The sequence below is a fragment of the Halostella sp. PRR32 genome, assembly GCF_034808085.1.
GTDB classification, from domain to species: Archaea; Halobacteriota; Halobacteria; order Halobacteriales; family Natronoarchaeaceae; genus Halostella; species Halostella pelagica.
In genome coordinates this window covers 205,489-218,739 of the sequence record NZ_JAXHGL010000002.1, presented here as the reverse complement: position 1 = coordinate 218,739, position 13,251 = coordinate 205,489, and the positions used below count along the sequence as shown (strand labels likewise).

Sequence of the window (13,251 nt, the reverse complement as noted above, 5' to 3'; positions counted from 1 at the left end):
CGGATTCGCCACCGGGTCAAGAGAGGATCTCGTAGAGTCGGTCGACGAGAACGTCAGCCTCCCCGTCGGCGAGACACATCGGGTTGATGGTGAACTGATCCCGGTCGATGTCGTCGCTCCCGACGAATATCGGCGGGGACCCCGTTCGAAGGCGTCGAACGACGTCCGTCGCGGAGGCCGGGGCAGCCGCTCCGTCCACCGTGACGACGACGGTCGCAACGTCACCGCCGTCTACTCGCGTCGATACGCAGTCGAGAGAGTCCACGTCGTCGACTATCCCCTCGGCCTGCGCTCGCCACTTGCGGGACGACGCGGCGAAGTCCTCTTCGACGAACAGGTCCAGTGCCGTGATCAGGCCGACGAGTTCCTCCTTGCTCACTTTCATCCCGCGACCGACGCCCTGGCCGGGGATGCCGTCCACCGCGTCGCTGTCGATGAGGCCGGCCGGCGGGTCCCAGATGGCCCGGTGTTCGTGCATGTCGAGATGCTGGAGCGCGGTCGACCGGATCAGGTCTTTCCGACCGGCAAGGATCCCCGTAGTCTGTGGCCCCCGGATCGCTTTCCCGCCGCTGAACGCAACGAGGTCGGCACCTGCGTCCACGAAACGCCGCAGGTTCTCGACCGGCGGGAGTTCGGCGGCGGCGTCGACGATGACCGGCACGTCGTGGCGGTGGGCGACCTCGGCGACCTCCGCCAGCGGCGGGTCCGTAGACGGCTTCTGCATGTAGCCGACGGCGACCGTCTCCTCGTCGATCGCGGCGTCGATCTCCCAGAGCTTAGTGTTTTCCGCGCCCGTTCCAAGGCGGTGGTCGTTCGCGCCGACGTCTGCTATCGTCGCCCCGGCGACGCGGTAGGCGTGGTCGTAACTGCTCCGGTGACTTCGAGGCACGACTATCCGGTCGGGGATCCCGTCGGTCGACGGCAACTGACGCATCTTCTCGGGGTCGTCACCAGCGATGCAGGCCGCAGCGGCCATCGTCAGTCCGGCACTCGCTCCGGACGTCACGTATCCGGCCTCCGCGCCGGTTACGTCCCGAATCAGTTCCGACGCTCGTGCCTGGAGTTCGGAGATCTCCGCGAAGCCGTTGGCTGCTTCTCGCATCGCGTCCGCCGCCTCCGGCCGAATGAGGCTTCCGCCGATGCGAGTTTTGGTGCCTGCCGCGTTGATCACTTCTTCCACGCCGAGTCGCTGATATACGTTCTCTGTTGTCATCGTAGTGTGTGCGTCTGTCGGTGGTTCGGTCATCTGTACGGTCGTTGTCTGGCTCTTCTCGCCGACGACCGAGGCGCTTCACTCATGGGCGATCGCCTCGATCTCGACGTCGATATCGATCGGCAGGTCCCTGACTTCGACGGCGCAACGGGCGGGATACGGCGGGTCGACGTACTCGGCGTAGGCGTCGTTGATCTCGTCGTAGGCCTCCATGTCGCGGGTGTACACTGTCACTTTCACCACGTCGCCGAAGTCGCAGTCGGCGGCTTCGAGGATGGCCGCCACGTTGTCGAGAGTCCGTCTGGTCTGGTCACCCGCTCCCCCGTCGACGATCTGTCCGGTGTCGGGGTCGACAGGCCCCTGTCCGGAGACGTAGATAGTCCCGTCGTCCCGGACTGCCTGGGAGAACGGTCCGATGCTTTCCGGTGCGTCGTCAGTTGTGATAGAGTCCATGGAGTTATCAGGCCGTCTGATCCGGTGAAGTGGCTTGTTCCATCCCGTGGACCAGTGCCTCTCCGGTGGCGCGGTCGAACAGGTGGACCGATTCGTGCGGGAACTCGATCCCGACGGTGTCGCCGGATTCGAACATCGTCTCGCCGGTGACGGTTGCGGTGAACGTCTCGCTGCCGAACTCGAGATAGAGGTTTGTCTGCTGGCCCATCGGTTCCACGACGGAGACGCCCGCAGTGAGGTCCGCGTTCGCCTGGTCGTCCGACACCCGGATGTGTTCGGGCCGGATTCCCAGTGTCAGTTCGGAGCTATTGATGCGTTTTGCGGTCCCTTCGAGTATCCGATAGGACAGTTCCTCGTCGACGAGGCGGTCGCCGTCGAGGCGCACGTCCAGACGGTTCATCTCCGGCGAGCCGATGAACCCGGCGACGAAGATGTTCTCCGGTTCGTGATAACATTCGAGCGGCGTGCCGATCTGCTGGAGTTCGCCGTCGTTGAGTACCGCGACGCGGTCGCCCATGGTCATCGCTTCGGTCTGGTCGTGAGTGACGTACACCGTCGTCACGCCCAGTTGCTCTTGGAGGTTCTGTAACTCGGTGCGCATCTCCGAGCGCAGTTTTGCGTCTAAGTTGCTGAGCGGTTCGTCCATCAGGAACACCTTCGGGTCGCGGACGATGGCTCGACCGAGAGCGACCCGTTGTTGCTGGCCGCCCGATAGCTCGCCGGGCTGTTTCTCCAGCAGGTCCTCGATCCCCATCATCTGTGCGACCTCCTCCACTTTGGGGCGGATCTGGGCGTCCGAGAGCTCAGTCGTCATCTTGAGGCCGAACGCCATGTTTTCCCGAGCGGTGAAATGCGGGTACAGCGCGTAGTTCTGGAACACCATCGCGATGTCCCGGTCTTTCGGCTTGTCGTCGGTGACGGGTTTCCCGTCGAAGGTGATCTCGCCCTCGGTGACTGTCTCCAGCCCGGCGATACAGCGGAGCGTGGTCGACTTGCCACAGCCGGACGGGCCGACCAACACGAGGAACTCGCCGTCCTCGATACTGATGTCGAGTCCTTCGACGGCGACGATTGGGGAGTCGGTGCTCCGATAGACCTTTTTCAGGTCCTGGATCGATACGGTACTCATAGCCTATCCCTTGATTCCATGCCCACCACATAAGTATTTTCCCCAGGTGGCTTCGATACAGTCAAGCCTGAGTGGCCAGGAGAGGGATTGAAACGTTCGATTGACGCGGATCTGACGCGGATACTATCTGTCATCGTAGGTAGTCGGTCGTCGGCTGGTGTAACGGTACGAACCCCTCGACGAACTGCGCGCCGGCTTCCGTTCCTAGGACGCGTGCTTCCGCACGAGTGCTGTCGACGAGGTCGTCGAACTCCCCGTCGATCCCGCCGTGTTCCTCGAGGAAACTCACCTGGGACTCGTGGCGTTCGATCGCTCGCTCTTTCGTCTCCTGATACTCCGCGATGTCGACGTACACCTCGGGGTCGAACGACGACGTGGGCTTGCCGAAGAAGTAGACGTTGTCCGGGTCGTGCGGGTCGGACTCCGTCTCGACGAGCGGAAGCGACGCCATGTAGTATGCGTCCGTAACCAGTTCAGAGGTCGTGCGGTGGTCCGGATGCATGTCGTCCTCGTAGTGCGTGAGGACGACCGCAGGTTCGTACTGCCGGATCACCTCGACGATGCGCCGTCGGTTCTCCAGCGAGTACGTAATACGTCCGTCTTCGAAACCCAGGAACGTACAGTCACAGCCCAGCACCTCCGCCGCTTCCGTCGCTTCCGCCTCCCGGGTCGCGGCGATATCCGACTCGGTCGTGTCGAACCCGCCGTACTCCCCCCGCGTCATGTGGGCGACGACGACGTCGTCGCCCCGGTCAGCGTGCTTTGCGAGTGTGCCACCGCAGAAGATGTCTGCGTCGTCAGGATGTGCCACAATGGCTAGTAGATCCATTGTACCTCCATCTCCCGGTGGGACTGTAATAAAATTGTGGGACGAACGGGATGAAAGATGCGGATAGCGATCCGTCCAACGGTTCACGTGACTGGTCGGCCCCGGGGACCGTGTGTCCGGGATAGAGCGCTATTTGTTCATGCTGAATGAACACTTGCCTCCGGCCGGCCGGCGAGAGACTGCGGATAGTTCACGACAGATCCTGACAGTCCGGGTTCGCCCAGTCCGCCACCGCAGCGAGTACCGTTCGTCGATGTTTCGTCAACGTGAATATCGGGGTGGGTACCCGAACAGCGACAGCGGTTCGTGTTTTACAGAGGTATGGCTGTAATCGGACTCTGGCAGTCTTCCGATTCACTGCGTGTTCGCTTCGGACGGCGTCGACGCGACCCGCGCGGGGTTGCCCTCCAGCCCCCGATTTCGGTCGATAACGCTGCCGGTGCGGTCAGTTTCGTCCGGACACGTAGATAGCGTCTCACTCTCCGGTCCGATACGAGCCAGCGCCATCAGGGGAGTTCATGCAACGTGAACTTTCACCAGTCGGCGATGCTCCCGTCGGCGTGCCGCCAGATCATGTTGTGCCAGCTGATCTCCTTGTCCGACTGCGCCCGAATGGTCTCTTCGTCGATCGCGATCCCGATACCCGGTTCGTCCGGCGGTTCGATGTAGCCGTCTTCGAGGTCGAACACGCTGGCGTCGGAGAGGTACTTGTAGGCCATATCCTTTGAGGACATCTGGATATCGAAGCCGTGGTCAAGCACGAGGAAGTTCTGTACGGACATCGCGATCTGGATCGACGAGGCAAGCGTTATCGGTCCGACGGGGCAGTTGGGTGCGACGGCCACGTCGTATGCGGCCGCCATGTCCGCTATCTTCTTCACCTCCGTGATCCCCCCTGCATGTGAGAGGTTCGGTTGGACGACATCGACCGCTCCCTCCTCGAGTAGCGGCTTGAAATCCCATCGCGAGTACATTCGCTCGCCCGTCGCGAGCGGCGTGGTGGTGTGGTTTCCGATCGCAGACAGCGAATCGTTGTGCTCGGGCAGAACCGGCTCTTCGACGAACATCAGGTCGTACGGTTCGAGTTTCGCGACGAGGCGCTTCGACATCGCCTTCGAGATGCGGCCCCGAAAATCGAGACAGATGTCAACCGTGTCGCCGACGGCCTCGCGGACGCCCGCTACCCGGTCGACGATACGGTTTACCGTCGACGGCGTGTCGATGAAATCGACGAGTCCCGCGGCATCCATCTTCAGGACGGTGTACCCCGTGTCGACGAGTTGTTCCGCCTCTTCTGCGATGTTCTCCGGCCGGTCGCCGCCGATCCACTGGAAGACGCGTACCCGGTCGCGACACGGTCCACCGAGCAGTTCGTACACCGGCAGTCCGTGTCGCTTCCCCTTGATGTCCCAGAGCGCCTGGTCGATGCCGGCGATAGCGCTCATCAGGATCGGACCTCCCCTGTAGAACCCGCCGCGGTACATCGCCTGCCAGTGGTCTTCGATCCGAGACGCGTCTTTCCCGAGGAGATAGTTCTCGAAGATATCCTCCACGGCCTCGCGGACTGTACTCGCCCGCCCCTCGACTATCGGCTCACCCCAGCCGACGAGGCCGTCACTGGTGGTAACTTCGAGGAAGAGCCACCGGGGCGGAACCTCGTACAGTTCGTAGTTAACGATTTTCATAGTTACATCTCCTCCCCGGAGATAATAATGGTTGAGGGTCCGCCAGTTCGCGTCGAATATATCCGAAAGACTCGGACAACCCCGGTGAATTCCAGCGGCGCGTGTTCGTTCCGGCGAAGAATCCCTGAACCGTCCGGTCTGTGCCGGTTCGATCTGCGCGTTTTCCCTCGGAGTGACGGATTGTACTGCTCAACCCGGTGTATGAGTGAAAACCACCGGCTGCATTACACGCCTATGCTCGTAATTCTCTATCCGAGTAAATTGGACATTTTCCTCGCTTAATCTATCGGTATCGTCAGTTTCGAGTCCTATTCCCGAGGCCTGCAATCCAATCTAAACGCGGAAACCGCCGTACTGCGGCCGCTTTTTCCTGGATCGATAGTCGGCGACTGTCAGCGCAGTCCGCGTCGTGGTAGTTTCCGTTGTTCGGATTACTCGGAAATCACCTCCCGTCCCGCGATAACCGGGCGGTTCGTTCGATGCTACGTGAACCTGCCGCTAACCCATGGATTAAATAGGTCCCGGCGTTACGATGCTATCGTAATGGCCGAAAACGTCCGACAGGTAAGCAAGTCGGAGCGAGTAGAGTGCGTCTCTACCCGCATCCAGCTTACCGAGAACTCCACCACGTGCGATGGCTGTGGTGAAAGCATTGAGCAGCGCGTCCAGTACAAGTACGTCACGGTTCAGGGCTCCTCCGGTCGGTTCACAGAGTTCTCCTTTTGCGACGAGGACTGCTTCGGCGAGACATTTTAACCCCCACACTTACACCCGGGACGGCGACCACGCGGTCGTCGCCCCCAGTTAGCGGTACAACTACCGCGACTCCGGGAAAGCGGTGGCGGGGCCAGTGATACTGATACTGACGGACGGAACTGTTTCAGATATTTCGCGGGAACATCCCCGCGAAATTCTTCACTGACTTCCGTCCGTCAATATGACGAATCCACGTCAGTGAAGCGTCTCGCAGGCCTCTCTGGGAACTGTAGTAGCCAGTGAAATGGTTCACACCGCGATCGTCCGATAGCAGCCGAGCGGGTGTGCAATGACTGTCACTGGTTACTATAGCTCACACAGGGCCGACAGCATCGGGTAGAAGTCCGTGTAAAACAGCACCGTCCGGCCGACGAGTCGTTCGGAACGCTCGCGTTTCCGAGCGGCCCATCAGACGGCGTGGGGACAGCGATGGGACTCTCGGCGAGACGTAGTTCTTGCCGACAGAACGCGCTGGATGTTGTGTTGCCCGCGTATTCAGCTCTGTTACCAACGTACAGCTCCGCGAGAACAGTGCAGGTCGAATGTGGGGTCGTTAGAAGTCGACCGTTTCGAGGATGCCTTCCTGGATCCGGACCGCCTGCGGCAGATAGTAATCTTCGAGCGAGTGCAGCGGCATCGGCGCGTCGAACCCGGTGATCCGCTTGATCGGTGCTTCCTGATGGAGTAGCGCACCCTCCTGAATTGTCGACGCCACTTCCGCCCCTAGCCCGCCCGTCTTCGGGGCTTCGTGGACGATAGCGGCCCGACCCGTCTTCTTGAACGAGTCGACGATGGTCTCGCTGTCGAGCGGCGACAGCGTCCGGAGGTCGACGACTTCCACGTCGACGCCTTTCTCCTCTGCGAGGTTGTCGGCGGCGATGAGCGCCGGCCGGGTCATTGCGCCCCAGGTGTACACCGAGATGTCGCTTCCCTCCCGACGGATCGCGGCGTCGGACAGCGGAACCTCGTACGACTCGGTCGGGACGTCGTCCCGGAACGCGCGGTAGATGAGCTTCGGTTCGAGGAAGATGACCGGGTCCGGGTCCCGGATCGACGCCGTGAGAAGCCCCTTCGCGTCGTAGGGCGTACTCGGTGAAACCACCTTCAGACCGGGCTCGTGGACGAAAAACGCCTCCTTCGACTCGGAGTGGTGTTCCGGCGCGCGGATACCGCCGCCGTACGGCGCGCGGACGACCATCGGAACCGAGTACTGGCCGTGGCTACGACTCCGTAACCGGGCGGCGTGACTGACGATCTGGTCGAACGCAGGGTACATGAAGCCCATGAACTGCATCTCCGGAATCGGCTTCATGCCCGTCATCGCCAGGCCGATCGCGGAGCCGACGATCCCCGCCTCGGCGAGCGGCGTGTCGACGACCCGGTTCTCGCCGAACTCCTCGTGGAGTCCGTCGGTCGCGCGGAAGACGCCGCCGTTTTTGCCGACGTCTTCACCGAGGACGATGACGCTATCGTCCTGTGACATCTCCGTGTACAGACCGTCGCGAACGGCCTCGACGAGCGTCAGGCGGTCCGTCTTGGTCTCCGTTTCTGGGTTCGTCGCTGAACTCATTCTAAGACCTCGGAGAACTCTTCGTCCCCGTACTTCTCGCGAAGTGCGTTCAGTTCGTCCATCTGCTCTTGCAGACGGGCGGGCATCTCGTCGTAGACGTGTTCGAACATCATCTCGGGCTCGGTTTCCGCGTTCTCGGCTTCGCCCAGGGCCTCGTCGATGTGGGCCTCGATCCGGTCGTCGATCGTCGCTTCCAGTTCGTCGTCGAGGATCCCTTCGCCGCGCAGATAGTTCCCGAGGCGGTCGATCGGGTCCATTTCCCGCCACTCCTCCGCTTCGTTCTCCTCCCGATAGACGGACGGGTCGTCGGCGGTCGTGTGCGCCCCGTACCGGTATTGGATGGACTCGATGAAGGTCGGCCGGAGTTCGTCTCCGGCGGGGTCTTTCGCCTTGTTGATGGCGTCGCGCGTGACTTTGTACACGGCGAGCGGGTCGAGTCCGTCCACCCGAATCCCTTCGAGGCCGTACGAGCGAGCCTTCTGTGCGATCGTCTCGCTTGCGGTCTGGCGTTCGCGGGGAACCGAGATAGCCCACTGGTTGTTGTTACAGACGAAAACCGCGGGGACGTCGAAGACACCGGCGAAGTTCAGCCCCTCGTGGAAGTCGCCCTCCGAGGTCGCTCCGTCCCCGAGATGGCACAGAACCGCCTCGTCGGTCCGTCCCTGGAGCTTGAACCCCCAGGCCATTCCCATCGCCTGCGGAACCTGTGTGGCGATCGGGATGTACTCTGGCATGACGTTGACATCGTCGGGCACCGCGTACCCTTCTCTCAATCCGCGAAGCGGCTTCAGGATCGATGCGAGGTCCACGCCGTGGACGTACTTCGCCGCGTGTTCGCGGTACGTCGGGAACAACCAGTCCTGGTCGTCGAGGGCGTAGCTCGTCGCGACCTGTGAGCCCTCCTGTCCAGTCATCGGCGCGTAGGTCGCGATCCGTCCCTGTCGCTGTAAACTGATCGCGCGTTGGTCGAACTCACGTGCGAGCTTGATGTCCTCGTACATGGACAGTAGCTCGTCGTCCGAAAGGTCCGGAACCTCCGCGTTCGGAAGGACGTTGCCGTTCTCGTCTAAGATCCGGATGGGTTCGGCGTTCGCTTGCGGCGTGTTGCTGATAGTCTGTTGCTCGATTTCGTCTTGTGCACTCATTGGTGTCTCCGTTTTCCGTTGGTCGGCTTCTATCTGTTTAGCAGGCAGTGCGGCGGGCGGTCTGGGCGCCCCCGGGCTCGGTGGTAGCGAGGTCCGTGGACTAATCCCAGAGAGCGTGTTTCTCGCGTGTCCGCGTGGCGAGACGCAGAGAAGCAAGTTCCGCCAGTGTAAATGTAAAGAGAGCGATCACGCTTCGCATGGCGCCACTGCGCCTGGATGACTTAGTGGCCGCGCGAATCTCTCTTTTGCTGGCGGAAGCCATAAGCGAATAAACTCCGTCCCATTACTTAGTTGTTGCGTGGCTCCCGTTCACATGTTTCAGTGATGTCGAAGAAACTGGAACAGACGGCGAAAGACGGTCGGATTTTCGGAAATCCTCGGTCCTCTTCGGTCGGATCGGTGGCAACGTGTCCGGTTGTACCGTCGGGCGTTTACGCCAGCGCGCGAGCGTACAACTAGTAGCGATAGGGACGGATCGCGAAAACGGACGAACGGGAACAGCTGACAGTATCCGGTCACGAACCGCAGATCCGGCATCCGCGGGCTCGTCAGCGCGAGAGTGTCTCGTGGAAACCGACAGCAGTGGCCGGGTCCGGGCACCACTCGGATCTACCGACAGAACAAAGTTACCGCGAGGAGTCGTTGGTATTACGCCTTGCACACAGACAGGAGATCTGACCCCGGGCACCTGACTCGCTCGCCAGATCGATTCACTGCGTGTAAGCCAACACAGTAAGCGCATAACTATGACCAAGGTAAGTACGGAACTCGTCCACACTCTAGAAGACCTGGATGTAGAGTATCTCTTCGGATATCCCGGCGGTCGTGCGATAGAACTCCTCGAGGAACTCGCACACTCGGACATCACCGTCGTTCGTCCACGCGACGAACGCGAAGCCAGCGTGATGGCCGAGATGTACGGTCGACTCCATCAGGAACCGGGGGTATTGACCGGACAGGGCCCCTGGATCGGTAGTATCGGAGCGATCGGCCAGATGGAAGCGCGACTCGGATCGTCTCCGATGGTCGCTATCACCGAGGCGTCGGAGCGCGGGGATTACTCCACGCTCGCGCCGTATCAGCAGGCCCGAGGTGATTACGGGGGATTCTCGCTCCCGAAGATCTTAGACGGCGTGACCAAGGAGTGGTGGTTCCCCCGGACGGCGAACGAAACGCTCCGAACGCTGGGACTGGCATTCAAACACGCTACCGCCGGACGCCCGGGACCGACGGCGGTCATCCTGGACGGCGAGGCCGTCACGGACGACGTTTCGGACGAGGAGTTCCCACCGCTCTGGTCGGCATCCGAACAGACCGAAAACTGGGACCCGAGCCCGACAGCGTCCGACGTCGAACAGGCCGCAAGCGAACTATCGGACGCCGAACGACCGGTGATCATCGCCGGAAACGGCGTCCACGTTTCTCAGGCGTACGACGAACTCGAATCCGTCGCCGAGACGTACGACGCGGCCGTCGCGACCTCGTATCTCGGCAAATCCACGATCCCCGAGACCCACGACCTCGCCGCGGGGGTCATCGGCTCGTTCGGACACGAAGGGGCGAACCAGATGGTGAGCGAGGCGGACGCCCTCCTCATCGTCGGCTGTCGGATGAACCCCATGGACACGAACTGGCAGGCGGAGTCGTTCATCCGACCGGACGAACAGACGATACTCCACGCGGACATCGACACCCGGAACGCCGGATGGGTGTATCCCGCCGATGTCGGTCTGATCGGCGACGCGGAGCAGACCTTACAGCTCCTCGACCAGGCCGCATCCGATCACACGCCGGGGAACGACTGGGCCCGCGACCGGGCCGAAACGGCCCGGGAATCGTTCCACGTGTCCGAGTGCGAGTCGGACGCCGAGCCGATCCTCCCGCAGCGTGCGGTCGCGGAGATAAACGAGATCGTCGACGAGGACACGATCGTTACCGCAGACTCCGGAAACAACCGCTTCTGGCTGTTGAACTACCTCCAGACGCCGGACATCCGCACGTACTTCGGCAGCGGCGGCGTCGGCGGAATGGGATGGGCCGGGCCGGCGGCCGTGTCTGCCGCAGTCACGACCGACAAAGACGTCGTCGCGGTCGCCGGAGACGGCGGGTTCACGATGACGATGACCTGCATCGAAACCGCCGTGGAGTACGACGTCGCTCCGACGTTCGTCGTGCTCAACGACACGAGTCTCGGGATGGTCCGACAGATGGACGACCAGATCCCCGGCGTCGAGTTCCACGACACCGACTTCATTCAGGTCGCTGAAGGGTTCGGCGCACAGGGCGTTCACGTTCACTCCGCGGACGAACTTCAGGACGAACTTCAGGCGGCGAAGGAAGCAGATATCCCCACAGTCGTCGACGTGCGTATCGACAGGGACCAGAACATGGTCGAGTCGCTCCAGTCGTCGTTCTACGAAGAGGTCGGCGGCCTCCACGAGTAACCCGTCTCCTCTCTACTCCCTGTGAGTTGGTGTTAGCGCACGAATCTCGGGTAAACAGTCAGGTACAGCGGACAGCACAACGCTTTTTTGCTCTTCGCACGAGTGTCAACGTGATGGTTGAAAACGCTACAGTTCTCATAACCGGGGGGACCGGATTCATCGGTTCCTACGTCGCACAGTCATTCGTCGAACACGGTCACGACGTGGTCGCCTACGACCTCTCGACCGACGACCGGATCCTCTCGAAACTCGGGATCGAAGACGACGTCGAGATCCGCCGCGGTGACGTGACTGACCCGACGGACGTCGTAAGCGCCGTCGCCGAGACGGACACGACTCACATCGTCCACCTGGCGGCGTTACTGACGAACACGGCTGAGTCGAACCCCCGTGCCGCACTGGAAGTGAACATCGAGGGGACGAGCAACATTTTCGAGGCCGCACGCACGCTCGACGACCAGGTCGAACGCGTCGCGTGGGCGTCCTCCGCCGCTATCTACGCCCCGCCGGAGAACTACGACGACGGCGGCGACTGGTGGGTCACCGAGGACGACCTCGTTTCGCCCGACACCCTCTACGGTGCGACCAAGGAGTACAACGAGCACCAGGCTCGCGTCTACCGCGAGGAGTACGGCGTCTCCGACGTGGCGATCCGCCCGACCGTCGCGTACGGGCCGTACCGCGAAACCGGTGGGAGCGCGTTCCTCGCCAACATCATCGAGAAGCCCGCACTCGGCGAGTCGTTCAGCGTCGACTACGGCGACCAGGAGATCGACTGGCAGCACGTCAAGGACATCGCGCAGGGCTTCCGCAAGGCGGCGTTCGCCGACGAGTCCGACCTCACGCAACGGGTGTACAACGTCCGCGGCGAACTCGCGAGCGTCCGCGAGGCGGCCGAGGCCGTCAGAGGGATCGTTCCGGACGCCGACATCGAGGTCAGCGACGACGGCGAACTCCCGTGGACCCAGCGCCTCGACATGACGAAGGCACAGGAAGACCTCGGCTACGAACCCGAGTACGACCTCGAAACGGGCTTCCGCGAGTACATCAACGTCCTTCGCGAGGAGAACGGACTCGACCCCGTCTGAATCCGTCCCGAGTGTAGCTGTTTTTCTTCGCCTACCGTTCGTGAGCTTTTGTGACGCTTCCCGCGTCGTCATCCGTGAACAGAACGGAAAGAGAAGCGAAAAGAAACGAAAGAAGCAACGGCCGGAGTTAGTCGGTAGAGGAGTATCGGAGATGAATCTGGATCTCGTCGATGGCCGCCAGTAACTTATCGAGCAACTGCTCGCGGAGGAGGTCGCCTTTCACGCGATTCGCCGGCCCCGAGATACTGAGAGCGCCGATCGGATAGCCGTCCTCGGTCCGAAGCGGCGCACCGACGGCGTTGAGGCCCGCGATCGACTCGCCCAGGTTGAACGCGCAACCCCGTTCCCGGATCGTGTTTAGCTCCTCGGTCAGGTCGTCCATGTCGACGACCGTGTTCTCGGTTTTCTCCGGTAACCCCTGTCTCTCGATGATGCCCTCCAGTTCGTCGTCCGGGAGGTGTGCGAGGATCGCCTTTCCGGCGGCCAACTGATGGAGATGCCGGTACTGACCGACCCTGGCCGACGTTTCGAGGGGGTTTGCACCGTGGGCCTTGTACAGATGGACGCTGTAATCGCCTTCTTTCGCGACGAGCCAGACTTTCTCCCCAGTGTCCTCTGCCAGCCTGTCGACCTGGTCTCGCGCGATATCGTAGAACTCGATCCGCTCTCGAGACCGCATACCGAAATCCAGAAATCGAAGGCCGAGACCGTACCCACCGTCCTCCCGCACGAGCAGATCGTTGTCTTCGAGCGTCAGGAGGTGTCGGTGGATCGTGCTTCGGGCGACGTCTAGCTCTCGGTTCAGGTCAGACAGCGTGACGCCGTCGTTTCGTTTGACGATTTCGAGGATCTCCAGCGACGTTTCGGTCGTGGTGACCGGGCGATTCTTCCGATTTTCTCCGGGCATGCCGAACAGTACAGCTATTCGCCGTATAATTC

12 protein-coding genes are annotated in these 13,251 nt (G+C 61.8%); 3 read left to right on the top strand and 9 right to left on the bottom strand.

Features of this window, described 5'->3' with window-relative positions; translation table 11 throughout:
- Positions 1–16 precede the first annotated feature (16 nt).
- From SM753_RS06320 to dgoD, 6 genes are all read right to left on the bottom strand, one after another.
- Positions 17–1,213: an aminotransferase class V-fold PLP-dependent enzyme gene (locus tag SM753_RS06320; RefSeq protein ID WP_138798198.1), complete on the bottom strand. Its 1,197-nt coding sequence runs from the start codon at positions 1,211–1,213 to the stop codon at positions 17–19.
- A gap of 78 nt (positions 1,214–1,291) precedes the next feature.
- A complete protein-coding gene (locus tag SM753_RS06315) occupies positions 1,292–1,666 on the bottom strand; it encodes a Rid family detoxifying hydrolase (RefSeq protein ID WP_323190963.1) in 375 nt (124 codons plus the stop codon).
- Positions 1,667–1,673: 7 nt separating this feature from the next.
- Positions 1,674–2,795 (bottom strand): sn-glycerol-3-phosphate ABC transporter ATP-binding protein UgpC, encoded by a 1,122-nt coding sequence (locus SM753_RS06310; RefSeq protein ID WP_323190962.1) that lies wholly within the window; start codon positions 2,793–2,795, stop codon positions 1,674–1,676.
- Positions 2,796–2,925: 130 nt separating this feature from the next.
- Positions 2,926–3,624, bottom strand: coding sequence for a PIG-L family deacetylase (locus tag SM753_RS06305; protein WP_323190961.1), 699 nt, complete (start codon positions 3,622–3,624; stop codon positions 2,926–2,928).
- A gap of 354 nt (positions 3,625–3,978) precedes the next feature.
- On the bottom strand, positions 3,979–4,131 hold the full coding sequence (locus SM753_RS06300) for a hypothetical protein (protein ID WP_323190960.1): 153 nt from the start codon (positions 4,129–4,131) through the stop codon (positions 3,979–3,981).
- Between the two features lie 26 nt (positions 4,132–4,157).
- Positions 4,158–5,309 (bottom strand): galactonate dehydratase, encoded by a 1,152-nt coding sequence (gene dgoD / locus SM753_RS06295; protein WP_323190959.1) that lies wholly within the window; start codon positions 5,307–5,309, stop codon positions 4,158–4,160.
- Positions 5,310–5,852: 543 nt separating this feature from the next.
- Between dgoD and SM753_RS06290 the strand changes: the two genes are divergently transcribed.
- Positions 5,853–6,065: a hypothetical protein gene (locus SM753_RS06290; RefSeq protein WP_135536176.1), complete on the top strand. Its 213-nt coding sequence runs from the start codon at positions 5,853–5,855 to the stop codon at positions 6,063–6,065.
- Between the two features lie 553 nt (positions 6,066–6,618).
- Here SM753_RS06290 and SM753_RS06285 read toward each other — a convergent pair.
- Together SM753_RS06285 and pdhA are read right to left on the bottom strand one after the other, a co-directional pair.
- Positions 6,619–7,635, bottom strand: a complete 1,017-nt coding sequence (locus SM753_RS06285) for an alpha-ketoacid dehydrogenase subunit beta (RefSeq protein ID WP_323190958.1) — start codon at positions 7,633–7,635, stop codon at positions 6,619–6,621.
- Positions 7,632–8,780 carry a pyruvate dehydrogenase (acetyl-transferring) E1 component subunit alpha gene (gene pdhA / locus SM753_RS06280; RefSeq protein WP_323190957.1) on the bottom strand — a complete coding sequence of 383 codons (1,149 nt, stop codon included), beginning with the start codon at positions 8,778–8,780 and terminating at the stop codon, positions 7,632–7,634. Before pdhA ends, SM753_RS06285 begins: the two co-directional genes overlap by 4 nt.
- Before the next feature lie 746 nt (positions 8,781–9,526).
- On the opposite strand from pdhA, the gene SM753_RS06275 reads away from it, so the two are divergent.
- Together SM753_RS06275 and SM753_RS06270 are read left to right on the top strand one after the other, a co-directional pair.
- The gene (locus SM753_RS06275) at positions 9,527–11,224 is read left to right on the top strand and encodes a thiamine pyrophosphate-binding protein (protein ID WP_135536179.1); all 1,698 of its coding nucleotides are present in this window, start codon (positions 9,527–9,529) and stop codon (positions 11,222–11,224) included.
- A 113-nt stretch (positions 11,225–11,337) separates the two neighbouring features.
- Positions 11,338–12,312, top strand: coding sequence for an NAD(P)-dependent oxidoreductase (locus SM753_RS06270; RefSeq protein ID WP_323190956.1), 975 nt, complete (start codon positions 11,338–11,340; stop codon positions 12,310–12,312).
- 127 nt (positions 12,313–12,439) lie between these two features.
- Here the strand turns inward: SM753_RS06270 and SM753_RS06265 are convergent, their stop codons facing one another.
- Complete coding sequence (locus SM753_RS06265) at positions 12,440–13,219, bottom strand: IclR family transcriptional regulator (RefSeq protein WP_323190955.1); 780 nt, start codon at positions 13,217–13,219, stop codon at positions 12,440–12,442.
- Between the last annotated feature and the right edge of the window lie 32 nt (positions 13,220–13,251).

Coding starts and splice junctions, on each gene's coding strand:
- pdhA (WP_323190957.1), bottom strand. CDS start 8,780: ATGAGTGCACAAGACGAAATCGAGCAACAGACTATCAGCAACACGCCG.
- SM753_RS06265 (WP_323190955.1), bottom strand. CDS start 13,219: ATGCCCGGAGAAAATCGGAAGAATCGCCCGGTCACCACGACCGAAACG.
- SM753_RS06290 (WP_135536176.1), top strand. CDS start 5,853: ATGGCCGAAAACGTCCGACAGGTAAGCAAGTCGGAGCGAGTAGAGTGC.
- SM753_RS06270 (WP_323190956.1), top strand. CDS start 11,338: ATGGTTGAAAACGCTACAGTTCTCATAACCGGGGGGACCGGATTCATC.
- SM753_RS06300 (WP_323190960.1), bottom strand. CDS start 4,131: ATGGCGCTGGCTCGTATCGGACCGGAGAGTGAGACGCTATCTACGTGT.
- SM753_RS06305 (WP_323190961.1), bottom strand. CDS start 3,624: ATGGATCTACTAGCCATTGTGGCACATCCTGACGACGCAGACATCTTC.
- SM753_RS06275 (WP_135536179.1), top strand. CDS start 9,527: ATGACCAAGGTAAGTACGGAACTCGTCCACACTCTAGAAGACCTGGAT.
- dgoD (WP_323190959.1), bottom strand. CDS start 5,309: ATGAAAATCGTTAACTACGAACTGTACGAGGTTCCGCCCCGGTGGCTC.
- SM753_RS06310 (WP_323190962.1), bottom strand. CDS start 2,795: ATGAGTACCGTATCGATCCAGGACCTGAAAAAGGTCTATCGGAGCACC.
- SM753_RS06285 (WP_323190958.1), bottom strand. CDS start 7,635: ATGAGTTCAGCGACGAACCCAGAAACGGAGACCAAGACGGACCGCCTG.
- SM753_RS06320 (WP_138798198.1), bottom strand. CDS start 1,213: ATGACAACAGAGAACGTATATCAGCGACTCGGCGTGGAAGAAGTGATC.
- SM753_RS06315 (WP_323190963.1), bottom strand. CDS start 1,666: ATGGACTCTATCACAACTGACGACGCACCGGAAAGCATCGGACCGTTC.